This is a genomic window from Jiella flava, assembly GCF_017349315.1.
GTDB classification, from domain to species: domain Bacteria; phylum Pseudomonadota; class Alphaproteobacteria; order Rhizobiales; family Rhizobiaceae; genus Jiella; species Jiella flava.
In genome coordinates, this window is record NZ_JAFMPP010000004.1 from 163,573 (window position 1) to 187,679 (window position 24,107).

General features: G+C 64.4%; 21 protein-coding genes and 1 other RNA gene. 14 read left to right on the forward strand and 8 right to left on the reverse strand.

The annotated features are described in order from the left end of the window. Positions 1-177: 177 nt before the first annotated feature. Positions 178-525 (forward strand): DUF952 domain-containing protein, encoded by a 348-nt coding sequence (locus J1C48_RS06855; RefSeq protein ID WP_207257046.1) that lies wholly within the window; start codon positions 178-180, stop codon positions 523-525. Positions 526-554: 29 nt separating this feature from the next. Continuing rightward, on the forward strand, positions 555-1,652 hold the full coding sequence (locus J1C48_RS06860; RefSeq protein WP_207257047.1) for a quinone-dependent dihydroorotate dehydrogenase: 1,098 nt from the start codon (positions 555-557) through the stop codon (positions 1,650-1,652). A 118-nt stretch (positions 1,653-1,770) separates the two neighbouring features. Here the strand turns inward: J1C48_RS06860 and J1C48_RS06865 are convergent, their stop codons facing one another. Both J1C48_RS06865 and J1C48_RS06870 read right to left on the reverse strand, forming a co-directional pair. Next, positions 1,771-2,445, reverse strand: coding sequence for a ceramidase domain-containing protein (locus J1C48_RS06865; protein WP_207257048.1), 675 nt, complete (start codon positions 2,443-2,445; stop codon positions 1,771-1,773). Between the two features lie 152 nt (positions 2,446-2,597). Continuing rightward, positions 2,598-3,008 (reverse strand): VOC family protein, encoded by a 411-nt coding sequence (locus J1C48_RS06870; RefSeq protein WP_207257049.1) that lies wholly within the window; start codon positions 3,006-3,008, stop codon positions 2,598-2,600. 257 nt (positions 3,009-3,265) lie between these two features. Between J1C48_RS06870 and J1C48_RS06875 the strand changes: the two genes are divergently transcribed. The 3 genes from J1C48_RS06875 (at position 3,266) to J1C48_RS06885 (ending at position 5,610) form a co-directional block, all read left to right on the forward strand. After that, positions 3,266-3,844: a DUF2380 domain-containing protein gene (locus J1C48_RS06875; RefSeq protein ID WP_207257050.1), complete on the forward strand. Its 579-nt coding sequence runs from the start codon at positions 3,266-3,268 to the stop codon at positions 3,842-3,844. A 252-nt stretch (positions 3,845-4,096) separates the two neighbouring features. Continuing rightward, positions 4,097-4,540 carry a DUF2852 domain-containing protein gene (locus tag J1C48_RS06880; RefSeq protein WP_207257166.1) on the forward strand — a complete coding sequence of 148 codons (444 nt, stop codon included), beginning with the start codon at positions 4,097-4,099 and terminating at the stop codon, positions 4,538-4,540. A gap of 251 nt (positions 4,541-4,791) precedes the next feature. Next, entirely contained in the window at positions 4,792-5,610 is an 819-nt protein-coding gene (locus J1C48_RS06885) for a M48 family metallopeptidase (RefSeq protein ID WP_207257051.1), read from the forward strand. Between the two features lie 21 nt (positions 5,611-5,631). On the opposite strand, the gene nudC is transcribed toward J1C48_RS06885, so the two are convergent. Together nudC and J1C48_RS06895 are read right to left on the reverse strand one after the other, a co-directional pair. Continuing rightward, positions 5,632-6,606 (reverse strand): NAD(+) diphosphatase, encoded by a 975-nt coding sequence (gene nudC / locus J1C48_RS06890; protein ID WP_207257052.1) that lies wholly within the window; start codon positions 6,604-6,606, stop codon positions 5,632-5,634. Between the two features lie 158 nt (positions 6,607-6,764). Further along, a complete protein-coding gene (locus J1C48_RS06895) occupies positions 6,765-7,178 on the reverse strand; it encodes an HIT domain-containing protein (RefSeq protein ID WP_207257053.1) in 414 nt (137 codons plus the stop codon). Positions 7,179-7,257: 79 nt separating this feature from the next. Here J1C48_RS06895 and ffs point away from each other — a divergent pair. The 4 genes from ffs (at position 7,258) to J1C48_RS06915 (ending at position 10,852) form a co-directional block, all read left to right on the forward strand. Beyond that, positions 7,258-7,355: signal recognition particle sRNA small type (gene ffs / locus J1C48_RS06900), an RNA gene on the forward strand. Between the two features lie 702 nt (positions 7,356-8,057). Next, positions 8,058-8,258: a hypothetical protein gene (locus J1C48_RS06905; RefSeq protein ID WP_207257054.1), complete on the forward strand. Its 201-nt coding sequence runs from the start codon at positions 8,058-8,060 to the stop codon at positions 8,256-8,258. A 91-nt stretch (positions 8,259-8,349) separates the two neighbouring features. After that, positions 8,350-9,837 carry an AMP nucleosidase gene (locus J1C48_RS06910; RefSeq protein WP_231081648.1) on the forward strand — a complete coding sequence of 496 codons (1,488 nt, stop codon included), beginning with the start codon at positions 8,350-8,352 and terminating at the stop codon, positions 9,835-9,837. Positions 9,838-9,865: 28 nt separating this feature from the next. Then, positions 9,866-10,852, forward strand: a complete 987-nt coding sequence (locus J1C48_RS06915) for an endonuclease/exonuclease/phosphatase family protein (RefSeq protein ID WP_207257056.1) — start codon at positions 9,866-9,868, stop codon at positions 10,850-10,852. A 102-nt stretch (positions 10,853-10,954) separates the two neighbouring features. Here the strand turns inward: J1C48_RS06915 and uxuA are convergent, their stop codons facing one another. After that, entirely contained in the window at positions 10,955-12,160 is a 1,206-nt protein-coding gene (gene uxuA, locus J1C48_RS06920; protein WP_207257057.1) for a mannonate dehydratase, read from the reverse strand. A gap of 570 nt (positions 12,161-12,730) precedes the next feature. Between uxuA and rhtA the strand changes: the two genes are divergently transcribed. From rhtA to J1C48_RS06945, 5 genes are read left to right on the forward strand one after another with little or no spacing between them, the layout of a single operon-like run. Next, on the forward strand, positions 12,731-14,974 hold the full coding sequence (gene rhtA / locus J1C48_RS06925; RefSeq protein ID WP_207257058.1) for a TonB-dependent siderophore receptor RhtA: 2,244 nt from the start codon (positions 12,731-12,733) through the stop codon (positions 14,972-14,974). Between the two features lie 12 nt (positions 14,975-14,986). Next, a complete protein-coding gene (locus J1C48_RS06930; RefSeq protein ID WP_207257059.1) occupies positions 14,987-15,808 on the forward strand; it encodes an ABC transporter ATP-binding protein in 822 nt (273 codons plus the stop codon). 24 nt (positions 15,809-15,832) lie between these two features. After that, positions 15,833-16,738, forward strand: a complete 906-nt coding sequence (locus J1C48_RS06935) for an iron-siderophore ABC transporter substrate-binding protein (RefSeq protein WP_207257060.1) — start codon at positions 15,833-15,835, stop codon at positions 16,736-16,738. 2 nt (positions 16,739-16,740) lie between these two features. After that, complete coding sequence (gene fhuB / locus J1C48_RS06940) at positions 16,741-18,750, forward strand: Fe(3+)-hydroxamate ABC transporter permease FhuB (RefSeq protein ID WP_207257061.1); 2,010 nt, start codon at positions 16,741-16,743, stop codon at positions 18,748-18,750. 19 nt (positions 18,751-18,769) lie between these two features. Next, the gene (locus tag J1C48_RS06945; protein ID WP_207257062.1) at positions 18,770-19,813 is read left to right on the forward strand and encodes a siderophore-interacting protein; all 1,044 of its coding nucleotides are present in this window, start codon (positions 18,770-18,772) and stop codon (positions 19,811-19,813) included. Positions 19,814-19,843: 30 nt separating this feature from the next. Here J1C48_RS06945 and J1C48_RS06950 read toward each other — a convergent pair whose 3' ends face one another. The 3 genes from J1C48_RS06950 to J1C48_RS06960 are packed head-to-tail and all read right to left on the reverse strand — an operon-like array spanning position 19,844 to position 24,092. Then, complete coding sequence (locus tag J1C48_RS06950; protein ID WP_207257063.1) at positions 19,844-21,562, reverse strand: IucA/IucC family protein; 1,719 nt, start codon at positions 21,560-21,562, stop codon at positions 19,844-19,846. A gap of 2 nt (positions 21,563-21,564) precedes the next feature. Beyond that, on the reverse strand, positions 21,565-22,455 hold the full coding sequence (locus J1C48_RS06955; protein ID WP_207257064.1) for a GNAT family N-acetyltransferase: 891 nt from the start codon (positions 22,453-22,455) through the stop codon (positions 21,565-21,567). Continuing rightward, positions 22,452-24,092: an IucA/IucC family protein gene (locus J1C48_RS06960; protein ID WP_207257065.1), complete on the reverse strand. Its 1,641-nt coding sequence runs from the start codon at positions 24,090-24,092 to the stop codon at positions 22,452-22,454. Before J1C48_RS06960 ends, J1C48_RS06955 begins: the two co-directional genes overlap by 4 nt. Between the last annotated feature and the right edge of the window lie 15 nt (positions 24,093-24,107).

Here is a 24,107-nt window from a genome sequence, read left to right on the forward strand (position 1 = left end):
GCCGCGTCTTTGCTCACGGCTGAAAGGCTCGCACGGCGTGATGGCCGCGATGTGGCCGCCCCCCGGCGTGGCCTGCAGCGCTCGGCTGGGGCCGGGCGATCGGTGATCCTGACTTCGGACGATCGCGCTCGATGCGTCACGATTGATTTTTGACGCGTTGTTTGGCACCGCTCTGTCATGAGCGAGACGATCTACAAAATCCTGCCGCGCCCTTTGTGGGAAAAGGCCAAGGCCGAGGGCACATTTGACGGCGCGCCGGTGGACCATGCCGATGGCTACATCCATTTTTCCACCGCGAGCCAGTTGCGCGAGACGGCGGCCAAGCACTTTGCCGGCGAAACCGATCTTCTGTTGCTGGCCGTCGACCCGGCGCCGCTCGGGGCGGCGCTGAAATATGAGCCGTCGCGGGGCGGCGCGCTGTTTCCGCATCTTTACGCCAGCCTTCCGGTGGCTGCGGTCGCGTGGATCGCGGATCTGCCGCTCGGCCCGGACGGTCGGCATCTCTTTCCCGCCTCCATCGGGTGAGGCGGCGTGACCGGATCTGAACATTTGCGATGAGTCTCCTCTACCGCCTCGCGCGGCCGGCGCTGTTCCGGCTCGATGCCGAACGCGCCCACGGGCTGTCGATCGAAGCTTTGAAACGCGGCCTGGTGCGCGATCTCGACATTCCGGTCGATGGCCGGCTGCATGTCGAAGTCGCCGGCATTCGCTTTCCCAATCCGCTGGGGCTTGCCGCCGGCTACGACAAGAATGCCGAGGTGCCCGACGCGGCGCTGAAGCTCGGCTTCGGTTTTGTCGAGGTCGGCACGCTGACGCCGAAGCCGCAGGCGGGCAATCCGCAGCCGCGGATCTTCCGGCTGCCGAAGGCGCGCGCCGTGATCAACCGGCTTGGCTTCAACAATGACGGCCATGCGGACGCCGCCGAGCGGCTGGCGGCACGTCTGCGCAAGCCGGGCATCGTTGGCGTCAATATCGGCGCCAACAAGGATTCGCCCGACCGGGTCGCCGACTATGTCGAGGGCGTCAACGTCTTCGAGAGTTTCGCCGACTATCTCACCGTCAACATCTCCTCGCCGAATACGCCGGGGCTGCGGGCATTTCAGTCGGGCAGCGAGCTTGATCGATTGCTGAAAGCCGTGGTGGCCGCGCGCAACGGCTATGCGGCGATGACGGCGAGCCAGCGCAAACCGGTCTTCGTCAAAGTGGCGCCGGATCTGTCGGAAGACCAGATCGAGGAAATCGCCGATGCCGCCCGTCACCGCGCGGTCGACGGACTGATCGTTTGCAACACCACGCTCGCCCGGGACGGTATCGAGGGCGATCCGCTGGCCGCCGAGACAGGCGGGCTCTCCGGGCGACCGTTGATGCGCCGCTCGACCTGGGTTTTGGCGCGCTTTCGTCGCGCGGTCGGGCCCGATTTCCCGCTGATCGGCGTCGGCGGGGTGGAAGACGCCCGCACCGCGATCATGAAGATCGAGGCGGGCGCCGATCTGGTGCAGCTCTATACCGGGCTCGTCTATGGCGGCCCGCATCTGCCGGCGCGCATCCTGAAAGGGATGCTGCGGGTGCTCGACAGGGGCGATATCGAAAACATCGCTCAGTTGCGCGATCGCCGGGTCGACGACCTCTTGGCCGGGCCAGCGCCGAGCTAGAGCATGATGCCGAAACGGTGCATGACGTTTCGGATCCCACCATGCGGCAAAACAATGGCCTGGAGCGGAATGGCGGTCTGCTTAACGGCATTCCGCTCCAGGCCGGCGCGGGATCCGGTCAACCGGTGACGCTACGGGAGACCGGCGCGCGAGCCGGCGGCGTGTCGATCGCCGCAACCAGCAAGAGGCCGAGGGTGACGGCATTCAAGAGATGCCAGAAGAGGTGGGTGCCGAAGGGCCACAGTGCGCAGAGCGGCGTGTCGAGGGTGCGCAGGGTCAGCGAGACGCCAAAGGTGATGCCCGCCGCCATGACGAGGGTGCCCGGCCCGGTGCGCTGCCTGATCCGCAATCCGCCGATCACCAGCATGGCCAGCAGGGCCGGGACATAGCTCGCCGATGAGCCGACGGCGGGTGCCAACAGCGGTCCGGCAAAAGCTGACGCCAGCAGAAAGATCAGCGTGCCGAGCCCTGCGACAAGCGGCGTCAGCCCGAAAAACCGCACCAGAGCCAAGGCGAAATAGGCAGCGATGAAAATCGCAATCGGAATGACGTCGCAAAGACTCGCCCAGCGCGTCGCGATCGTGTGGAACAGGAACGAACCGGCGCCGATCACCGCGACGAGAATGCAGAGCGCCTGCGCCGGTCGATCCGACCCGCCGCGCATCTTCCACAGACTGAGCGCGAACAGCGCTGCGAGCAGAAAGGCGAGGTTCGAGATCGCATTCAGCGGCTCGGCCCAAAAGCCCGGGCCGAGCCGTTCGCAATAGGCGTCGATCGGGGCTGACCATGACATGCGTCGATCATCTCACATCGCCGACCGAATGACATGACCTTTTGCCATTTCCCTCTCGGCCTGGGTTCAAACGCCACTCGCGCTTGCCGGCGAACTTCTGCAAGCGCCGCTCTCATGGATCGCCGGTCTCCGTGTCTGACGCGCGGTGTGGCTCAACGGTGGTTCCGCCAGGGATCCTCGGCACCGAAGGCCCGCACCCGCCTTTCGGTCGCGTCACCAAACGATCCCAGCGCCTCATCTTCCCGGTCCGAAAGATCCATGGCCGTCGTTCCTCCGGCGGCCATTGCGGCATTGTAGAGGCGATCGACATTCTCTTTGGCCGCGTGCGGGCCGGGATCAACCTGAAGGTCGTCCGGTGATGAGGTTCGGCGGCGGCTGAAGTCGTCGTCTCGCCCATCGCCGATCAGGGAGATTCCGTCGCCGAGAACGATCGGCGCATCGACGACATCGCAACCCTCGGCCTGATCGACGTCACTCCGCTCGAAGCCGACAGCGGCGCAAAGCCGCTGAATCACCGCGCGGGCATTCGCGGCGCGGGACGTGGGCATAACGGTGGACGACATCGGCGCCTCCCTTGGCGTGTCGGCGCTCTCGCGAAAGCTGTGTGGCGCACCTTAAAAATATGCGTTGGCTTCTCCTTCTTTACACGGTCCGCCCTGCGACTTTTTGGTGAAGAACGCGGAGCCGACCAAACATCTGTAGCGCGATCGATCATCACTCTGCCGCCGACGCCGTCTCGGCGGGATGACGCGGCTGCAAAGCATTTGGTATGGTGATGCCTTAAGGGCAGTTGCCTGAGCTTCGAGCATGGGAGGATCAATTGCAAAAGGCCATCAAACTTATCGCCTTGATTGTGGCGGTGTCATGCGGTGCTGTCGTCTCGACCGTTGCGGGAATCGGCGCGCAGACCGACCCTGTGGCAACGCCGGCGATTGCCGTCGCCGCGTTCGATTATACCGACAGCTCGGGCGAAGTGCGTGACCAGTCGACGCAGCATGCCGCCCGGATCAAGGCGTTCCGGGCGGATATCGAGGCGGGGCTGACGGCCGGCCCTCGCTACGTACCGGTCTCGCTTGGCTGTCGTCGCAAGGACGCCTGCAGCCTCGCCACGTTGCACCCCGAGCCGCTGCTCGCGGCCGCTCGTGCGGCGGGCGCCGACTATCTGGTCTTCGGTGGGGTGAAGAAGATGAGCACGCTCGTCGGATGGGGGCGCGTGGGCGTCCTCGACGTCGCGGCGAACCGCCTTGTCTTCGATCGGGTGATTTCGTTCCGCGGCGATAGCGACGCAGCGTTCGAGAAGGCGGCTGATTTTGTCGTCAAAGACATCCGGCGCGCGCTCGCTGCGCCGATCGGGAAAGCTGGCGATATGTCGGAGGGCGGGATGCGTGGCGTCCGTTGAGCGCAGGTCGCAGGTCTTGATCGCTGCTCCGCCTCACGTCGCCGTGTCTGACGATCGATTTCGCCTGTGCGCCGATGCTGCCCGCAACGCAGGGAGATTTCGCAAATCATCGATGCACGCGTCAAAATTCGGCGCTGAATCATTGAACGGCGAAAATTCGCTCACCATCTCTTGGTTATCGGAAACATAAGAGAGGTCGCTCTCCCGCGATGCTTGGCATTGCGGCCATTTCTACAAGGAAAATTGACTGCGATGTCTTCACAAGCTTTGATTCGCCCCGCCTGGACGCCGGTCACGATTGCTGTAATGGTTGGCGGCTTCGCCGTCTGGTGGCCGCTGGGTCTCGCGATGCTCGCCTACATCCTCTGGGGTGAGCGCCTCGAAGGTTTCAAGCGCGATGTCAACCATTCGACGGACAAGTTCATGAACAGTATGAAACGCTCCGGTTTCAAGGCGCCGTTCGGGCACGAGCGGACCGGCAATGTGGCCTTCGACGACTGGCGCGATGCTGAACTGCGCCGGCTCGACGAAGAGCGGCGTAAGCTGAACGAGGCGGCGGCCGATTTCGAGGCCTATGCGCGCGAATTGCGCCGGGCGAAGGATCAGGAAGAGTTTGACCGCTATATGCGCGAGCGCAAAGCGCGTGAGTCGGACGGCCGCCATCAAGGCCCGGTCGTCGACGGTCACCCCGCTTAAGGACGGTCATCCGGCGTAAGGTCGAAGGCCATAAGGGAGGTCCGGCGCAAGCGGGGCTCACCGAAATAGAATCCTGACCGAAATGGGTGATGAATCAAAGCGGCGGCGTCCTTTGGGGGTGCCGCCGCTTTGCTGTCTGCGCTAAGATGATGGTCCCCGACATGCGTCGCATCGGGCCGGCGAGCCAGCGGCTCCCGGTCGGGCGACGGCATGGTCTGGATCGATGTCAAAGCAGGATTGTCCGACTGCCGATGCCTTCGCTTCTGCGCCGCCAACCGGATTTGGCGCTGCCCGTCTCGATCGAGATCGCCGGCGCGTCGTTGTCTCTGACGGTCCGTCACAATTCTCGCGCCAAGCGGCTGGTGATGCGGATGGCGCCGGGTGGGACAGGCGTCGTGGTGACGGCCCCGAAGGGCATGCCTGCCCGCACCATTCGCGCGTTCCTCGAGCGCCACCGCGGCTGGGTCGAGGAGCGGGTCGCGCGGTCGCCGACGACGGTGATGATTGCGCCGGATGCGATCATCCCGCTGCGGGGCGAGCCGACGCGGCTCGTCCATCGCGGCGGCCGGCTGGTGACACGGCTGGAGCCTGCCGGCGACGATGACGCTGCGTTATCCGCGCCGATCGAGATAGACGCAGCGCTGTTCGGGGCGGGAGAGGGCAAGGCTCCGATCGTTCGTCAGCAGCTTCTCGTCGGCGGCGACGCGGCGCATTTTTCCCGGCGCGTGCTTGATTACCTCCGCCGCGAGGCGCGCTCGGACCTTGACGCGGCGGTCAGGCGTCACGCCGACCGGGTCGGCCTGGAGCCCCGCGCCATCACCATCAAGGACACGACGAGCCGGTGGGGCTCCTGCACGGCGGATCGGCGGCTGGCCTTCTCTTGGCGAATCATCATGGCGCCGCCCTTCGTTCTCGACTACCTCGCCGCCCACGAAGTGGCGCATTTCCGGCAGATGAATCACGGGCCGGATTTCTGGGCGCTGTGCGAAACACTGTGTCCAACCATGGCCGATGGCAAGGCCTGGCTGAAACGCCATGGCGGCGCGCTTCACGCGATTGCCGGCGGATAGTTTTGGGGCGGACGAAAGCCTTTATCCGTTTTCGCCGTCTGCTGGTCGGGTGATGAAGACCTTGATCAAATGGTGCGCGATCGCGAACGATCGCGGCACGACCAGCCCTTGGGGGTGAGTCCCGTCGAACATCGTTTCGACCTCGTTTCGGTCGAACCAGCGGCAGGCCTCAAGCTCGACCCTGTCAAAATGGATGTCGCGGCTTGTCGCTTCGGCGATACAACCGATCATCAGATTGCCGGGAAACGGCCAAGGCTGCGAGGCGACGATGGTGACTGCGCCGACCGCGATGCCGGCTTCCTCCAGAGTTTCGCGTCGAACCGCATCCTCGACGGTCTCGCCAGGTTCGACAAAGCCGGCAAGGCAGGACCAGAAATTTTCGGCAAATCGCGCCTGACGGCCGAGAAGGTAGCGTCCTTCGCCGTCGTGGACGAGCATGATGGTCACCGGATCGGTGCGGGGGAAGATCACGTTGTCACACGCTGTGCATGCGCGCCGATAGCCGGCGGCCTCCGACCGGGTCGGCTGGCCGCAGACGCCGCAAAACTGGGTCTTGCGATGCCACTGGACGAGATGGGTGGCCTGACCGAGCCGCCCGATCGTTTCCGCATCGAGACGTTCTTCCATGGCGAGATCGCGCAGATCGATCAAGGCGAGACCGGCGGCGATGGCCCGATCCGGATCGTCGATCGGGACGATGGCCGCGAGAACCGGGATATCGTCGGTGTCGAAGCCGAGCAGGATCGCCGCTTGCGGATCGGCGCCGAGCCGCCGGGCCTCATCGAGGCTGAAGCCTGCATCGAGGCGCTCGCCGGCGGTCTTGATCAGCCATTTGCCGAGGCCGGTGAGATGGATTTTGGCGTTCGGGTGGGCCAGCGCGGCCGCGAGGCTCTCGCCGGTGCGCAATTCGCCGTCGCGGCGCAGGCTGTTTTGCGCAAAGCCCATGCGGGCGCTGATCTCCGACCGGGCGGGGGGCGTCGTCGAGCGATCGGACATGGCGTGATCTCCTGGCGCGAGCGACTCATGCATGATTTGAGCCGGGCGCATGCTTCGGTGAGTCGATGTCAGAGATGCGTGCGTCACCTCCAATCCCGCGCGCCGGCCGATGCAAAAGCACGGCTGCAGCGTCATGGCAAAATGCGCTGCCCGGTAAATTACGCCGTCAAGAGGGCGTTGGCGAATGCGCGGCGCTTGGCGTCGAGCACCTCCGGATCGTAGGGATCGCGTTGGCCATGCCCCCAGACCGGGCCGGGCCAGCCGGGATCGCCCGCGTGCCGCGCGATGACGTGGACATGCAGCATCTGGACGATGTTGCCGAGCGCGCCGACATTGATTTTTTCCGCCTTGGTGACGGTTTTCAGCGCCTTGGCGACCAGGCAGGTTTCGAAGGTCAGCATTGTCTGGTCGAGCGGCGTCAGATCGTGGATTTCGGTGATGTCCGGACGCTGCGGCACCAGGATCAGCCATGGCCAGCGGCGGTCGTTCATCATCACGAGCTTGCACAGGCCGAGCGTTCCGACCTCCGCGGTGTCGGCGCGCAGCCGCGGATCGAGTTGGAATGGGCGCATCGGCTTCAGTCTCCTCCCGAACGGTTCTTTCCGGCTCTCGACTTGCATTTAGCACGCAATTCACCGATATGGAGAGCCGGGAGGTTGGTGGTGGACGAGCCACTCGCCAACCGGGTCAGGTCCGGAAGGAAGCAGCCCTAACGAGCTATGGCACGGGTCGCCGTGCCAGCCTCCCACCCCGCCGCTATTATAGCGACATAAGCCATCGGGCGGTTTTCGTCTGGTTTGCAGAGCGGCGGGATTTCGAGGGCGCGATTGCGGCAATTCGTGGCATCTGTACCGCTCGGTTCGTTCGGCTCGCTTTGAGGCTGAGCGTTGCTGACGAAACGTCGGCCATCTTCGAAGCGGTCAACGGCAGCGCGAGCGGCGGCGGCGGCAGATGTTGCCTATCCGCCTTTTGGAAAATCAATCGGTTAAGTGATTTCGGCCACTCGTTCGTTGCCACGCGGCGCGGACGATGCGAATCATAAGCGAGATTGTGCTTTTTTTCTGGGCTTTCGATGCAAATTCGATCACAATGAAGAATGGTGACGGATCGGCCTTGAATGGCGGTGGGGCGCTCGCGGTAAGGCTAGCGCAAGGCTATTTGAGCCAGGTGGAAGCCTTTGGCATTGCAGGCGGGATGATCCGTCGATCAGGTCCACGCAAGCCTGTCGTCGCACGTGGCGGTAGGGTTGTTTCCGGTTCGGTGTTCGCATCGGGCAAGAGTGCGCATCCCGCCGATGGCAAACGTGGTTGCGCGGATCACCCGCGCTGCGTGTGCCGAGGACAAAAAATCGCGACTCGGTCCCTCATGCAGGTCGCGTTCAGGATCGAAACAGCCTAATGGCCGGGATGCAATCATCGCAGGCCTTAGGAAACACGAAGCCGGATCGTCAGATGTACACACGCCTTACCGTTCTCACGATTCTGATCGCATTGTTCGGCGTTGCCATGAGCTATCTCGCGCAGCGTCCGACGCCGGGCGATCCGAACAGTTTCGTGGCGTCCATTTCCGGGGGCAGTTGCGATTATACGGCCGGCACCCTCTGCCGCATCCAGCGTAACCAGAATCAGCCCCAGGGACAGGTCCAGTTCTGATTCCGAAGGCCATTTCGGGTCAAAAGCGGCATGAGGCGTCTTACCCTCGCCATCGAGCGGGGATAGAATGCGGCCCATGAAAACCTTCGACATGTCCCGCGATAATTTGCCGGCCGATTGCCCGGAGGCGACGCCGGCCAAGCCTTTTCACGACGCTGAAGCGGCGATTGCCGAGCTGAGGCGCCTCTACGATCGATCCGTCACCTTTCTGGCGGATCGCTTCGAGACGGTTTTGAAGAGCGCCACCGCCAGCCGGCGCTACCGCGCGTTCTACCCGCAGGTGGCCTTGACCACCCGGACCCATGCGCGGGTCGATTCCCGTCTCGCCTTTGGCCATGTGCCGCTGCCCGGGGACTACGCCGCCACGATCACCCGGCCGGATCTCTTCGATCGCTATCTCATCGAGCAGTTCGAGCTGCTGCTGAAAAATCACGGCCAGCCGATCCTCATTGGTGATTCCGCAACGCCGATCCCGCTGCATTTTGCCTTGCCGGATGGCGTCTATGTCGATGGGGCAGCGGCCGAACGCCTCGACCATCCGCTGCGCGACGTCTTCGATGTGCCGGACCTGACGGCCACCGACGACCGGATCGTCAACGGCACCTTCGAGCCGAAGCTGGGCGAAGCTTTGCCGCTCGCCCCCTTCACGGCGCAACGGGTCGATTATTCGCTGCACCGCCTGTCCCACTACACGGCGACGCGGCCACGGCACTTCCAGAACTTCGTGTTGTTCACGAACTATCAGTTCTATGTCGACGAATTCTGTGCGATGGCCCGGGCGATGATGCGCGAGGGTGGCCAAGGATACGATGAATTCGTTGAGCCTGGCGACGTCGTCACGCCCGCCGGCGCTGGCGAGCCCGCATCGGGCGTTGCGCCCGCCCGGCTGCCGCAGATGCCGGCCTATCATCTCAAGCGCGGCCACGGCCAAGGCGTGACGATGATCAATATCGGTGTCGGCCCCTCCAACGCCAAGACGATCACCGACCATGTCGCGGTGCTGCGCCCCCATGCCTGGCTGATGCTCGGTCATTGCGCCGGACTGCGTAACAGCCAGGCGCTCGGCGACTATGTGCTCGCCCATGCCTATGTCCGCGAAGATCACGTTCTCGATGCCGATCTGCCGCTCTGGGTGCCGATCCCGGCGCTCGCCGAGGTTCAAGTGGCCTTGGAAAAGGCGGTGGAGGAGGTGACAGGCCTCTCAGGCTACGATTTGAAGCGGATTATGCGCACCGGCACCGTCGCCACCATCGACAATCGCAATTGGGAGCTGCGCGATCAGCGTGATCCGGTGCAGCGGCTGTCCCAGTCGCGGGCGATCGCGCTCGACATGGAGTCGGCGACGATTGCGGCCAACGGCTTTCGCTTCCGGGTGCCCTACGGCACGCTGCTGTGCGTGTCGGACAAGCCGCTGCACGGCGAATTGAAGCTGCCCGGCATGGCGACGGACTTCTACAAGCGGCAGGTCGCTCAGCATCTGAGGATCGGCATGCGGGCGCTCGATCTGATGAGCGAGCTGCCGTCGGAGCGGGTGCATTCGCGCAAGCTGCGCTCCTTCTTCGAGACGGCGTTTCAATGACATCGGACATTTTGGCTTGAGCGACGCCATGTCTCGGATTCGACGAACGCTGGCCTTCGGGCTGGCCCTGATGGTGTCGCTGGCGATCGTCGGCGGGTTTTTCGGTCGCGATGTGCCGTTCTTCGATTCGCTGGCGCATTTTCGCGCGCATCTCGCGGTAATTTTGTTCGCGCTGGCGGTTTTGCTGCTGTTCTCGCGCAGCGTGCTCGGCGCGATCGTTTCGGCGGCAATCGCGGCCTATGCGGCCGTCACCGTGTTTGCCTATGTTGTGCCGCAACCGGCCGGCACCGCCTCGGCTCCCGCTGGCCGGACGGCGCTGACGCTGCTGCAGATGAACCTGAAATACGACGCAGAAGCGCAGCCGGCGATTGCGACGATCGAGCAGGTGAAGCCTGATATCGTGACGATGCAGGAGATCAACCAGCGCTGGCTCGACGCCATGAACGGCCTCAACGCGGTTTATCCCTATCGCGTCGTCTGCGGCGCTGGCCACCACGGCGGTGTCGCGATCTTCTCGAAGCTCGCCTTCGCATCGCCAACAGCAAATTGCCACGCCACGGACGGCTTTGTCGCGCAGCGGCTCGATCTCGGGAACGGGCGCGGCCTGACGGTGGCATCGGAGCATCTGGAATGGCCTTGGCCGCATCGGCAGGGCCTGCAGATGGCCTCGCTGGGGCGTGTCCTGCCGGCGCTTGAACAGCCGGACCTGGTGTCCGGTGATTTCAATGCCGTCGCCTGGAGCGGCACGGTGCAGCGCTTTGCGGAGGCAACCAGCACCCGGCCGGTTCACGGCATCGGCCCGACCTGGCTGGCGCGTGAGCTGCCCGACGTTCTGCGCCCGCTGATCGGTCTGCCGATCGACAATATCCTGGTCTCAAAGGATGTGGAGGTGCTCGCCGTTGCGCGGCAGCCGGCGACGGCTTCCGACCATCTGCCGGTGCTGCTCCATTTCACCGTGGCGCCCGCACAACCCGCCGCAGCGACCGCTGCGACATCTGACAAGACCCGCCCGTAAAAGAGCATTGGCGCATCCTTTCGGACGGCCGGCGCGGTCGCATGTCGGGCTTTGCAGCGGCGGTGCCGCGCGTTGTTTCGGCAGGGCCGCAGCCTTGGGGGATCAGCGAGCCCGGTGCTCGAGCGCCTTCATCACGCCGCGCAGCTCAGCCAGGCCCTTCAGCCGACCGATCGCAGGATAGCCCGGTTGGGCCTTGCGCGAAAGGTCGTCGAGAATGTCCTGGCCGTGATCCGGCCGGAAGGGGATCGAGACATCGGCGCGTCCGGCGGCCTTGCGGCGCTTTTCCTCTGCGAGCGCTGCCGCGACGAGCGCCACCATGTCGGTGTCACCCGCCAGATGCTCCGCTTCGTAGAACGAGCAGGGTATCGCATCATCCTCGCGCACGGTGTTGCGCAAGTGCAGGAAATGTACGCGCCCGCCGAGCCGCTCCATCATGCCGGGGAGATCGTTCTCCGCGCTGACGCCCAGCGATCCGGAGCAGAGCGTGATGCCGTTCGCCGGCAGATCGACGGCCCGCAGGATCGCCGCGTAATGGGCTTCGCTCGACATGATCCGCGGCAGGCCGAGCAGCGGGAAGGGCGGATCGTCGGGATGGCAGCACAGCCGCATGCCGAGGTCCTCGGCCACGGGCGCCACCTCCGCCAAAAAGTCGATGAAATGGCGGCGCAGTTGATCCTCGTCGATGGCGCCATATTCGGCGAGATGCGCCCGCACCTCGGCCAGACTGAAATGCTCGGCCGCTCCTGGAAGGCCGAAGACGACATTTTCGGCAAGCGTGGTTTTACGATTCTCGTCCATTTCGGCGAAGCGGCGCTCGGCCGCGGCAACGACCGCTTCGGAAAAGCTCTCGCGGCTGCCTGGGCGCTCCAGAATAAAGATGTCGAAGGCCGCGAAGTCGATGAGGTCGAATCGCATCGCCGTGCCGCCATGGGCGACGCGGAAGGCGAGATCGGTGCGCGTCCAGTCGAGAACGGGCATGAAATTGTAGCAGACGGTCTCGATGCCCGCGGCCTTGAGATGCGTCAGGCTGGTCTTGTAGTTCGCGATGTGCTCGCGGACGTCACCGGTCTGCTTCTTGATGTCTTCCGAGACCGGCAGGCTTTCGACGACTTCCCATGCGATACCCGACGGTGTTCCATCCTTGCGGGTGGCGATTTCGGCCTTTCGGGTCTCGATCATGTCGGGCGCCCACACCGAGCCGGTCGGCACGTGGTGAAGCGCCGAGACCACGCCCTCGACGCCGGCTTGCGTCATGGCGTCGATGCTCACCAGATCGCTAGGGCCGAACCAACGCCACGTTTGCCGCATCACCACTCCTTCGTCGTCAACCACCGGAAACCGGAAAGACCGGCTTTTACATCAAAAGGTCCGACCGGAAGAGCCCAAAACCCGGCGCGTGCGAAGATCGTCACGACAATCAGCGAGCCGGCGGCGGCCGTTGCGGCATCGGCGACAGCCGAACCAAAGACGCCGCCGATGAAGGTCGACAGAAGGAGACAGACCTGGGCGAGGCCTTCGGTTCATCCGGGCGGTGGGGTATTCGCCTTGTCTGCCACGAAATCGGCATGCGGCTGGGGACGCATGGAAGGTTGGCCGGCCGTGGCAACGCTTATTGACCCGCTGCCAACGGCGTGGCGGAACTTTTGAGCATTTACAAATTCTGTTGCCGAAAAGCCGCAAGGTGATTGCGGCTGAAAGAAGGCGGTTCGTAATTGTTGACTTTAAATATCATGATAAATAGCACTATCCGGGCAAGGCCGCTAGGATATGCCTCTAAGTCATTGGAATATCTTTGAGAAACGGCCATTTCCCTGTGGGTCGAGTGGATCCGGATCATTCCGGAATGATGTCGGCCGTCGCTATGATTGGGCCGTTTCAATGCGTGTATCCGCTTTCACCTTCCGCAATGTCCTTTCCCGCAGTACAGCGCTTTTCGTCATCGCTTCAATGGCGGCCGCCGTCTCGGCTCCTGCCAGAGCGCAACAAGAGGGTCAGACGATTTCGCTCGATACGGTGGTGATCACCGGCGGGCGCTCGCCGCAGCGGATCTCAGAGACGGCGCACACGATCTATGTCGTCGACAAAAAGGAAATCCAGGAAAAGGCGCGGGCCGGGCTGACGCTCAAGGACATTCTGGCCGAAGATATTCCCGCCTTCGATGTCTCCAGCCGTGGCACTCGTACCAATTACGGCCAGAATCTGCGTGGCCGGACGGCGCTGATCCTGATTGACGGCGTCTCGCTCAATTCGGCGCGCTCGATCAGTCGTCAGTTGGACTCGATCGATCCGTTCAATGTGGCGCGTGTCGAGGTGCTCTCCGGCGCGACCGCGCTTTATGGCGGGAACGCCACCGGCGGCATCATCAACATCATCACCAAAAAGGGGCGCGATGCGAAGCCCGGCCTCCATGGCGAAGTGACGGCCGGAGCCCAGTCGGGCTTCAACAGCCACGAAGACCGCGACATCAACGGTGGCGCAGCGGTCACCTACAACGACGACACCTGGGACATGCGCATTTCGATCGCGGGCAGCAGTACCGGCGCCTTTTTCGATGGCGATGGCCACATGGTCATCCCGGACATCACCCAGACCTCGACCCAATTCAATCGCGAACTCGATCTTTTCGCCAATGCCGGCCTGCAGATCGATGCCAATCAGCGGCTCGAAGTGACAGCGCAATATTACAACAGCGCGCAGAAGAGCCCTTACGGCCTCTATTTCGGCACCAACTATTCAGGTTTGCGGGGCAGGCCGGACGACATCGAGGTGCGTGACGGCTACCAGTCCGACGTCAATCCGGCGACCCGGCGCCGAATGCTGACGGCCAGTTATTCCAACGAGAATTTTTACGGCCAGCAGCTTCTTCTGCAGGGATTTTGGCGCTCCGAAAAGCTTGACTTCAACCCGTTCCCCGATTCCAGCGGCCGCTTCTTCTCGGCCTCGAGCCAGAATACCGACTATTACGGCTATCAGGCGGCGATCGTCACCAATCCGCTCGACAATCTGAAAGTCACGTTCGGCTCGGATGGCGATGTCGACGACTTCAACGCCAGTCAAACGATCTTCAATCCGGCCTTGTCGGCCGCCACGGGTGCGATGGATCTCGAAACCTTCGCCAATATCGGTCGCTATCCGGGGGTGAAGGTCTCCAAGCTCGCCGGTTTCGTGGAGGCGAATTACGAGGCGACAAACTGGTTGACGATCACCGGCGGCTATCGCCATCAATACGTCAAGACCGACATCGACGACTTCGTCGCCACCGCCCAGCAATCGGCAATCGCACTCGGCTTGGCGACCGGTGCCGATACGATTCCCGGCGGTTCGGCCGACTATGCGGCGGATCTTTTCAACCTCGGCGCGACGGTCAATGTCGGCACCGGCCAGCAGGTCTATGCGAATTTCAGCCAGGGCTTCGAGCTTCCGGACCCGGCGAAATATTATGGCCAGGGCCGCTACAGCTTGATCGGCGGCCGCTACGTGCTGCTCTCCTCGGTCAATGTCGACGATTCGCAGCTCGGCGCGATCAAGACCAATTCCTACGAGGTCGGCTACCGCTACGATAATGATGTCGTCAATGCGCAGGTCGCCGGCTACTACTCCCTGTCCGACAAGACGATCGAATACAATCGCACCTCGCTGCTCATCAGTCTGGCCGACCTGGACAGGCGGGTCTATGGCGTCGAAGGCAAGGTCGACGTCAAGTTGCCCCGCGGCTTCGACACCGGCCTCACCGGTCACTATGTGCGTACCGAGGTGAAGAATGGCGGCGAATGGCAGGCCTCCAGCGTCACCGACGCCAGCAACTCGACTCTCGGCGGTCATATCGGCTGGTCGAACGATGTGTTCCGGGTGGCGCTCAACGGTCAGCACGTGTTCGATTATACCGACCACAACGATTTGAAGCTCAAGGGCTACACGCTGTTCGACCTCGTCGGCTCTTACAAATACGAGCCCGCCGACATCACGGTGAACTTTGGCGTCCTCAACCTCTTCGACAAGGACTACACGACGATCTGGGGGCAGCGTGCCAAAATCTTCTACGGCGCCTATGCCGGCGACAAGGTGTTCGACTACAAGGGGCGCGGCCGCACCTTCACCGTCTCGATGACAAAGACGTTCTGATCGACGATGGTCATGACCTCCATCGACGAGGCAACGCCCGCCGGCCGAAAGGCCGCGGGCGTTGCACTGTTCCATCTGCTCGGCGTTGGCTATGCCGCCGGCACGACCCGCATCTTGCCGACGCTCAATCTTACCATTCCTGCCGGGCGGTTCGTCGCGTTGATCGGACATAACGGTTCGGGCAAGTCGACCCTGCTGTCGCTGCTCGCCCGCCAGTGCCGGCCGAGCGAGGGCGAGATTCTGCTCGATGACCGGCCGATGAACAGCCTTGGACAGCGCGCCTTTGCCTGCCGCGTCGGCTGGTTGCCGCAGCATCCGCCGCTGGCAGCGACCATGACCGTCGCGGAGGTCGCCCGCTTCGGACGCTATCCCTGGCGCGGCCCTTTCGCCCGCTATCGGGCTGATGATCACCAAGCTATCGCTGACGCCCTCGAGCAGGTCGGTTTAGCCGGCATGGCGGATCGGGCGATGGCGAGCTTGTCGGGCGGCGAGCGGCAGCGGGCCTGGCTCGCCATGCTGCTCGCCCAGGAACCGTCGTGTCTGCTCCTCGACGAGCCAACCGCCGCCCTCGACCTCAAGCATCAGATCGAGGTCTTGCAGCTGTTGCGTCGGCTGCGCGAGGAGCGCAATCTCACCATTGTCATGGCCATTCACGACATCGGCATGGCGGCGCGGTTTGCCGACCACATGATCGCGCTGAAGGACGGCCGTCCGGTCTTCGACGGTTCGCCTGATGCACTGCTGGGCCCGGGGGTGCTGTCGAAGATCTTCGACTTACCGATCGGCACGATCCGCCCGCGAGCGGACGGACCGTCCGTCGTCTACCCCCTTTAAACCGGAAAAGCTGGAGGTCTGCCCATGGCGCGTGCCGTCGTCACCTGTATTGCTGCTGGACTTGCCGCCGTGGCTGCTTGGGCCATGTCCACCACCGCATCAGCCGAGGAGACCCACTCCAGCCAGCCGCCGAAGCGCGTCGTCGCAATGGAGTGGGCTCAGCTCGAAACCCTCCTTGCGCTGGGCATAACGCCGGTCGGTGCTGCCGATGCCCGCGGCTATCGCGAATGGGTCTCCAGTCCGCGCCTGCCGGAGAGCGTTGCCGACATCGGCTCGCGCCAGCAGCCCAATCTGGAAGAGCTGGCGCAGCTCAAGCCGGATCGAATCTTCTCCCAAGCCCATCTGCGGCCTTTGAAGGCGCGGCTGGCGGCGATCGCGCCGGTGTCGGAGATAACCTTCAATGGCACCGGCGGCGATACTTTCGCGGCCGTTGTCGCCGGCACGCGGGCAATCGGCGAGGTGACCGACAAACAGGCCGAGGCCGATGCCCTGATCGCGAAGACCGATGCCGCTCTCGCCATGGACGCCAAGCGGCTGCAGGCGGCGGGCTTCAGCGGTCGGTCGGTCTACGTCGTGCGGATCATTGGCCCCCATGCCATCCGCGTTCACGGGCAGAATTCCATCGCCGACACGGTTCTTGCCAAGCTCGGCCTCAAAAATGCCTATCGCGGCAAGGTCAACGAATGGGGCTTTGCCACCGTTGAGCCGAGCGCGCTGGCCGATGATCCGAAGGCGACGATCGTCGTCGCCGGGCCGGTGACGAAGGCCGAAATGGCCGCGGTTTTCGAAACACCCCTTGGCAAGGCGCTACCGGCGGTGCGGGCCGGGGCGGTGTATCGCCTCCCGGTGGTTTGGACCTTCGGCGGTCTCCCCTCGGCCATCACCATGGCCGATGCGATCGCCGCCGCTCTGACAAAGAGCGGCAACTGAGCGTGACCGGGACGTCGCAGCCTGCTTTCCGGCTCGCCCTCGTCGCCCTGCTGTTGGCGGCGATCGGGGCGCTCGCGACGGGCGCCGGCTGGGATCCCCGCATTACCTTGGACAGCATGCGGCTCGGCCTGTTCGACCCGCCGCAAAGCGTCTTTGCCGCGGTCCTGTTCCATTACGCGACGCTGCCGCGCATCGTTGTCGCGCTCGCCAGCGGAGCCGCGCTCGGTCTTGCCGGCGCAGTGATGCAGCAGGTTCTGCGCAATCCACTCGCGTCGCCGACCACCCTTGGCGTCTCGGCAGGGGCGCAGTTCGCATTAGCGCTGGCGGCCCTTTCGGGATCGGCGGCCAGCGTTTTGCCGCGCGCGATGTGGAGCTTTGTCGGTGCGCTGGCGGCAGCCGGGCTCGTCTATGGCATTGGCCGGCGGCACCGGTTCGATCCCGCCCGGCTGGCGCTCGGCGGCATGGCGATCACGCTGCTGCTCTCGTCCGCCTCGGCCACCTTGGTTCTCTTCAACGAGCAGCGCCTTGCCTTTCTCTTCCTGTGGGGCTCGGGGCATCTGGCCCAATCCGACTGGTCCGCTGCGACGATCATCCTGCCGAGCTGCATCCTCGCCTTCGGCGCCCTGATCGCGGCGGCACGGCTGATCGCACTTCTGGCGATCGGCGACAGTGTTGCTGGCGGGGTCGGTGTGAAGACCGAGACGGCGCGGCTCGTCATCCTGCTCGTCGCCGTGGCCGTGACAGCAATCGTCGTGTCGCAGATCGGCATCGTCGGATTCGTCGGTCTGGCGATCCCGGCGATCGTTCGGCTGTGCCGGCCGCGTTCGGTTGCCGCGACGTTGATCGCCTCGGCCGGTCTCGGCGCGCTGGCGTTGTTTGCGGCCGATGCCCTTGCGCAACTTTTGTCGCAATGGAGCGGCAAGCTCGTGCCTGCCGGCGCGGTGACGGCGCTGTTCGGCGCGCCGATCCTTTTCGCTTTGTTGTCGCGGGCGCGTCTTGCCAGCCGCCCCGATACCGCGACGGCGCCGGCGGCAGGCCGCTTCTTCAGTCCCGGCACCAGGCTGTTCGTCGCGCTCTTCATCGCGCTGGTCGTCTTAGTGACGATCGCGCTGACCGTGGGGAGGAGTGGGATCGCCTGGACGTCGCTCGACCCGAGCCGCGATGGCGCTCTGTTCATGGCCCGGCTGCCCCGGGTCATCGGTGCGCTGTTTGCCGGCGGGGCGATCGCACTGGCTGGGTTGCTGATCCAGAAGATCGTCGGCAACGATCTTGCCAGCCCCGAGCTGCTCGGCATTTCCAATGGCGCGGCGGCGGCGATCGTCTTTGCCGCGTTGACGCTCGGGGTGCTGTCACGCGCCGCGCTGCTCGTCTACGGCTTCGCCGGCGCCATCGGGGCGGCGCTTATCGTCCTGTGGTTTGCCCGGCGCCACCGCGATCAGGCCGCGGCGATCCTTCTGGCCGGTATCGCCCTCGGCGTCTTCCTCGATGCCATGGTGCGCATTGCCCTGGCCAATGCCTCGATGGAGGCCAATGCGCTGCTGACCTGGATGTCCGGCTCGACGCTTCTCGTCTCGTTGCCGGAAGCTTTGGCGCTTGGCCTGCTGTTGGCCGGAGCGACCACGGCCATCATCCTCTGCCGGCGGCCGCTGGCCCTTCTGGCGCTTGGCGACGCGGTTCCGGCGGCGCTCGGTCTCAAGGTCCGCCTGACCCAGACGGGAGCGTTGGGTCTTGCCGCGGTGCTGGCCAGCGCCGCGACGATGGTGATTGGACCGTTGAGCTTCGTCGGGCTCATTGCGCCGCATCTCGCCCGGCTGGTGATGGCGCGGCGCCTGCCGGAACAAGTCGTCGCGACGCTGTTTTTCGGGGCGATCGTCATGGTCGGCTCCGACTGGATCGGTCGGGTGGCGATGGTGCCGTGGCAGGTGCCCGGCGGTCTCGTGGCCGGGCTTCTCGGCAGCCTCGGCTTCCTGGCTCTCACCTGCCGTCGGACGGCGCCTGTCGCCGGCGCTTGAAATGGCCGATTGGAGATTGATGCAAACGATGATGTTGTCCGCCAATGCCACCGGAACCGCGCCGGCGCCGCTGCCTGCGTCCCTGATCGACGATCTTGCCGCCGAGATCGCCGAGCATGGCTATCGCGTCGAGCGCCATGTGGCCGGGCTTTCTCTCACGCTTCCGATCGGCCGGATCGAGGCGGAGCTATGCGGGAGCGCCTTCGAGGTGCGGATTGGCGCTGGTCAGGTGGTACAAGTTCATGAGATCCGCGAGGCGTTCCTGCATTTCCTCGATCATGCCGCACCGGGCATGGCCGGTCGCATGGCCTGGCGTGGCGACTTGCCTGAGGGGGACCTTCCGCCGAATTTTCGCGTCGCTACCATCGTGGCGAAACGGCCGGTGTCGCCGCATTTTCTGCGTCTGACGCTTGCCGCCGACGATGTTTCGGATTTCGTCGGCGGGGGCATGCATTTTCGTCTGACCATTCCGCCGAAGGGGCGCCCTCCGGTCTGGCCGCGACTCGATTCGGCGGGGCGCACTGTTTGGCCGAAGGAACCGGACGTCCTGCATCGGCCGGCCTATACGGTTGTTGACGTTGATCCGGCGCAAGGCCGGTTGTCCTTCGATCTCTTCCTGCATGAGGGCGGCTTGGCGACGCAATGGGCGCGCGAGGTCGAGACGAACGCGGTGGTCGGCGTCGTCGGACCGGGGGGTGGCATGCCGCCACCCGGTGACTTTTTGCTGCTTGCCGGTGACGAAACAGCGCTGCCGGCGATCCGCCGGATTCTCGAACTGTCGAAGCCGGATCGGCGCGGTCATGTCTTCATCGAGCTCGGTGACCCGGCCGACCGCGTCGCGCTGCCGATGCCAAGCGGCATGACGGTCGAATGGCTGACGCGCGGCAGGGGGCCGTCGCTGTTGGAGACAGTCATCGCCGCCCCGTTCCCGCCAGCCGGTGCCAGCCGTTTCGTCTGGATCGCCGCCGAACGCCAGCTCATCCGTAGCGCCCGCCAACACTTCCGCGAAACGCTGAACGTTCCGCTCGATGAGGGCTATCTCTCGGCCTATTGGACGGCCTGAGACGCGTGATACGCCGAGGCCGTTTGAGGCTCAAACGGTCTCGGCCTCGCTCCAAAGCGGATTGTCGAGGTCCGTGCCGCGCGTTGGAAGCGGGCGTTCGGCATAATCCTCGTAGCCGATCTGGAAGCGCACGCGGTTGATCGCGACGCGGAGCATTTTCGGCTGAAACAGGTCGAAAAGCGCGAAGCGGTCGGCGAGGTCTGGATGTGCATCGGCATGGGCGCGTAGCGTGTCGCGCAGGATTTGATAGAAGCGGCCCTCATCGAGGAGGTCGCGTCGCGCCAGGCTCGCCGACAAAAATCGCAGGACGGTGACGAAATGCGCCGTCTGAATGTTGTGGACGATATGGGCGGGCGGCTTTCGCGGCAGGACGGCACGGGCCGCCGCGGGCAGGCCCGCAGTTTCGGGGAAGTCCTGGTCGACGAGATCGAGATCGCCTTGAAAGTCCTTGACGGTGATGCCGACCGGCCGGTCGGAGTCGAGGACGATATTGATGTTTTGGCCATGGGCGATGAAGCCGAGGCCGTAACGACACAGAATATGCCACAGCGGCACGACGCTCACGCTGAACAACTGCTGCAGCCAGGCCTCGATGGAGAGCCGCGAGCGTTTGGCGAAGGCGGCGATCAGCGGCCGCCCGTCCGCACCCTCGTGAAAGAGTGCGGCGGCCATCACAACCCGCTGGCCGGGGCGTAGCGCCTCGCCGTGTTCGCGCCAAATCGCGCCGAGGGTCTCGTGCCAGCGATAAGGCGCCCGCGGCGCCTGTGCCAGGATCGGATCCTCCCACCAGAGGCCCAGCACCTCGCGCTGCACGGTGACGGTGGATGCGGTGACGGGATCTTCGGCGACAATCTTTGCCACGAAATCGGAGATCGCCGCGCCCTGTTCGATATATTTGCCGGGCATGCCGCGCCAGGCCGAGGTGTTGAGAATGCCGAGGGCGAGCTTGACCTCGTAGGATCCGCCGTCCATCGGCATCAGCGTCCGCAGACTGGGGCTTGCGACAAAGGCCGGGCCGAAGCGGCCGAGGTGCCGGGCCCGGCCCTCGGCGATGTCGGCGACGAGAGATTGAGCGAGAACGTTGTCCCATTGCCAGGGATGGACAGGCATCAGGACGCTATCGGCGCTGCCGGCGGCGGCAAGGAGCTGGCGAGTCGCCGCCCATCCGATCGCCGCCCGCAAGAGTGCGGTCTCCTCGATCCCGGCACCGCGCCCGCGCCTGACATGCGCGGGGTCGAGCGCCAGCCATTCCAGATTGATCGGCGCGGGGGTCTCCGGCGCATAGCGCTTCAGATCATCGGCACCCCAGCCAAGGCGGCCCTTGTTGGCGACAGCCTTGGGATGGCCCTCCAGCGCCGCATGCAGCGCATCTGTCGGAAGATCCGCCAAGTCGTCGGACGCAAGCGTTCCCCAGCGGGCATCGATGACGCAGTCTTGGCGCAGTGTGTTCTTCAACTCCTTGAGGAACATCGCCTCGGCTGCCGGCTGCATGGCGAGTTCGGCCCGCGCGTCGATGACGAATTGCAGCGCCGAAGGCGCGGCGCCATCGCGCCGGATGCTCTCCGGGTCGATGTCGAGATTGCTCCATGCGCGACGGACCGCGCGAAAGTCGTAGGTGATGCCCGACGCGAGCCGCAAGGTGCTCTCATCCGCGGCCAGGACCTCTTCGTAGGTGAGTTCGCTGATCGTCTTCGCAAGCCAGCGCCGGCTTGCCCTGGCAAAGCGCTCGGGGGTAACGGCATCCTCCATCGTCAGAACCTCGCGATGGCAAAGAATTCGTCACGCTCGCAGTGCATCAGCGCTGCGCGCTTGTGGGGAAAATCAAATTCCCGGATCTTCCGATAGCCGATCGGTCCCGTATATCGCAGCAGTTTGACGTTGTCGGCGCGGGGCTCGCCGACCACTTTTTCGGTCATGGGGCAATCGAGAAACAGATAGTGGGTCAGCGATTTGATCCAGGCGGCAGTCTTGTTGCGGCCGAGATGCTTTGTTTCGCCGATCAGCCCATGCCAGCCGCGATCCCAGGGGTCGGAGGCGTAGTAGGCGCCGAGGCGATCCTCACGGCCCCAGTAGAATTCCAGATATCCGGCCGGGTCGCCGTCGAAGCTGGCAATCACCGGCAAGATCGAAGGATTGGCGATGCGCACCGACAGATAGTCGGCCAATTCCGCCTTTGACTTGTTCTCCTCCCAGAAATAGGCGACGCGCGGTTCGTTCTGCCATTTGTGGAAGAGATCGAGATGGCGATCGAGATCGAGCGTCTCGAGGCCGACGGTTGTCTCGCTCTGGCGATCATAGCGTTGGTAAAAGCAGCCGGCCGGCTTGGGCGGTCGACGCGGGTGATCCCGGCCGTCGGGGCCCGGTACGAGGCCCGTCGCCACACGTCGGCCAGGTTGCTCGCGGCTCCACAAGCCTGCGGATTGATAGAAGCCGCCCCGCTCGATCACGATCGCGCCGGAGTCGAGATAGGCGCAACCCAGATCGCGAAGACTAAGGCCGAGTTCGGCGAGGCGATGCCCCGGAAGCTGGAGCCGGTCGCCCTCGCTTTCGGCAAAGCGCTTGTCGAGTTCTTGCCAGAGCGCGACCAACGGCGACCCGGCCGTCAGCGCGAGAGGTTGGGCCAAAGGCTGGTGAACGGTCATGCGGCCTCCGTCAGGACGATGGGATTGGTGAGTTCGAGAAAGCTCGCCAACTGGCCTGCCGAGCCGCCGTCAGCCTCGTTGACGCCGGACAGCGACGTCGCGAAATTGGCCTTGGCCGTAAGGCTGGGGCGTTCGAGCAGACGGCGATAGAAGGTCGGATCGCCGGGCGTTTCGCGGCGCGCCTGGTCGAGAAAACGGTGCCACACGCTCCGCAGCGCGGCCTCAGTGACAAGGCCGTCGAGAACCAGTGTCGCCAAAGTGTTCATCACCGTGTTGACGACGATGTAATAGGTGATCAGCCGATCGCCCTCTTCGATGTCGAGAACGTTTTCCGACCCCTCGCCGATCCCGGGGCAGACCGACGCGAGTCGCTGATGAAATGGCGCGAGATGGCCGGTGCCCTGGCAGTCGCGGATCACTGCACCGCCTGGCCAGCCGTTGCGCAGTGTCAGCATCATATTCTGCTGGTGGGAGCAGAAGAGCAGGCCGTAGCGAGCGCGCAATTCGAGCACCGGACGAATCGCCTCGGTAAGAAACGCCGCGAACCAGGCTTTTGCGACGGACGCGGTGTCGCCCCCTTTGGCGAGGCGGGTGACGATCCGCCCAAGGGGCGACAGGCCTTCCCGCGGCGCCTCGCAGAGTGCGGCGAGGATGATCGGCCCCGGCGTGTTCGGTTCCTGGAAGGGATTGTCTCGCAGGACGGCGATGGTTTCGGACAAGAGATCGCCATCCGCTCCTTGCAACGCGGCAAAGGCGGGCTCGGTGAGGATGGTCAGGCCTGGGAAGGCGGCCGCAATCTCCCTGCCGATCTCGCTGTTCAGGAGATCAGTGACATGTAACCCACGCAGTACCTCACGTTGCGACAACAGCCGCATCGAATTGGTGAGTCGCAGGCTGAGCGAGAATTTCACCATGAACGGGGCGTGGAAGGCGTGAACGGCGCGCATCGAGGCGGTGGCGCTCCAGTCGGGCTGGCCCAAGCCCAGCCGATCGAGCTTGCCCGCTTGAATAAGCGCCGCAACGGCAGCGTTGTCAGCCGTTCGAGCGACCTGAAACGGATGCATCGGAAAGATGCGGCGATCGGCCGGAACGGCGATGCCATCGGCTTCGGCCAGCCGGCGGAAGCCATCGTCGGCCAGGCCGCCCGCCCGATGATGGGCGGGATCGACCGCAAACCATTCGAGCGCGAAGCGGCCGCCGGATTCCGGCGTGTAGAGGGCAGCCTCTTCGGCGCTGATGCCGTCGCGGCTGCGCGGATTGGGATGCAGAACATGGCCGAAGCGCAGCGCCGCTTCCGCTTCGCGAAACGTCCAGAATTCTGGATCCCCAGTGGCGTCACCGGTGGTGCGGATCGTCGCGAGGCTGTCGGACACGCGCCGGGCAAACAGCGGGTCGGCCTTGGCGGTCAGCGCGCCAAGCAGAGCGTCGATGCTCACTGTCGCGCCGTCGATTGTCACCGGTGAGCCGAAGCGGCTGCGAAATTGGCTGCGGGCGCCAACGACGACGCTGGCGGGGCGCCCGTCCGGCAGAGCGAAGCACAGCGTCGCACCGGTAAAATGCGCGCTGCGAAGCACGCCCTCACGCAGAGCAGCGTTCAAAAAAGCGTTCAGGGACGGGATATCGGCGGTTTCGGTCATCGCGTAAGCGGCTTT

Coding starts and splice junctions, on each gene's coding strand:
- J1C48_RS06855 (WP_207257046.1), top strand. CDS start 178: ATGAGCGAGACGATCTACAAAATCCTGCCGCGCCCTTTGTGGGAAAAG.
- J1C48_RS06860 (WP_207257047.1), top strand. CDS start 555: ATGAGTCTCCTCTACCGCCTCGCGCGGCCGGCGCTGTTCCGGCTCGAT.
- J1C48_RS06865 (WP_207257048.1), bottom strand. CDS start 2,445: ATGTCATGGTCAGCCCCGATCGACGCCTATTGCGAACGGCTCGGCCCG.
- J1C48_RS06870 (WP_207257049.1), bottom strand. CDS start 3,008: ATGTCGTCCACCGTTATGCCCACGTCCCGCGCCGCGAATGCCCGCGCG.
- J1C48_RS06880 (WP_207257166.1), top strand. CDS start 4,097: ATGTCTTCACAAGCTTTGATTCGCCCCGCCTGGACGCCGGTCACGATT.
- J1C48_RS06885 (WP_207257051.1), top strand. CDS start 4,792: ATGCCTTCGCTTCTGCGCCGCCAACCGGATTTGGCGCTGCCCGTCTCG.
- nudC (WP_207257052.1), bottom strand. CDS start 6,606: ATGTCCGATCGCTCGACGACGCCCCCCGCCCGGTCGGAGATCAGCGCC.
- J1C48_RS06895 (WP_207257053.1), bottom strand. CDS start 7,178: ATGCGCCCATTCCAACTCGATCCGCGGCTGCGCGCCGACACCGCGGAG.
- J1C48_RS06905 (WP_207257054.1), top strand. CDS start 8,058: ATGTACACACGCCTTACCGTTCTCACGATTCTGATCGCATTGTTCGGC.
- J1C48_RS06910 (WP_231081648.1), top strand. CDS start 8,350: ATGTCCCGCGATAATTTGCCGGCCGATTGCCCGGAGGCGACGCCGGCC.
- J1C48_RS06915 (WP_207257056.1), top strand. CDS start 9,866: ATGTCTCGGATTCGACGAACGCTGGCCTTCGGGCTGGCCCTGATGGTG.
- uxuA (WP_207257057.1), bottom strand. CDS start 12,160: ATGCGGCAAACGTGGCGTTGGTTCGGCCCTAGCGATCTGGTGAGCATC.
- rhtA (WP_207257058.1), top strand. CDS start 12,731: ATGCGTGTATCCGCTTTCACCTTCCGCAATGTCCTTTCCCGCAGTACA.
- J1C48_RS06930 (WP_207257059.1), top strand. CDS start 14,987: ATGACCTCCATCGACGAGGCAACGCCCGCCGGCCGAAAGGCCGCGGGC.
- J1C48_RS06935 (WP_207257060.1), top strand. CDS start 15,833: ATGGCGCGTGCCGTCGTCACCTGTATTGCTGCTGGACTTGCCGCCGTG.
- J1C48_RS06945 (WP_207257062.1), top strand. CDS start 18,770: ATGCAAACGATGATGTTGTCCGCCAATGCCACCGGAACCGCGCCGGCG.
- J1C48_RS06950 (WP_207257063.1), bottom strand. CDS start 21,562: ATGGAGGATGCCGTTACCCCCGAGCGCTTTGCCAGGGCAAGCCGGCGC.
- J1C48_RS06955 (WP_207257064.1), bottom strand. CDS start 22,455: ATGACCGTTCACCAGCCTTTGGCCCAACCTCTCGCGCTGACGGCCGGG.
- J1C48_RS06960 (WP_207257065.1), bottom strand. CDS start 24,092: ATGACCGAAACCGCCGATATCCCGTCCCTGAACGCTTTTTTGAACGCT.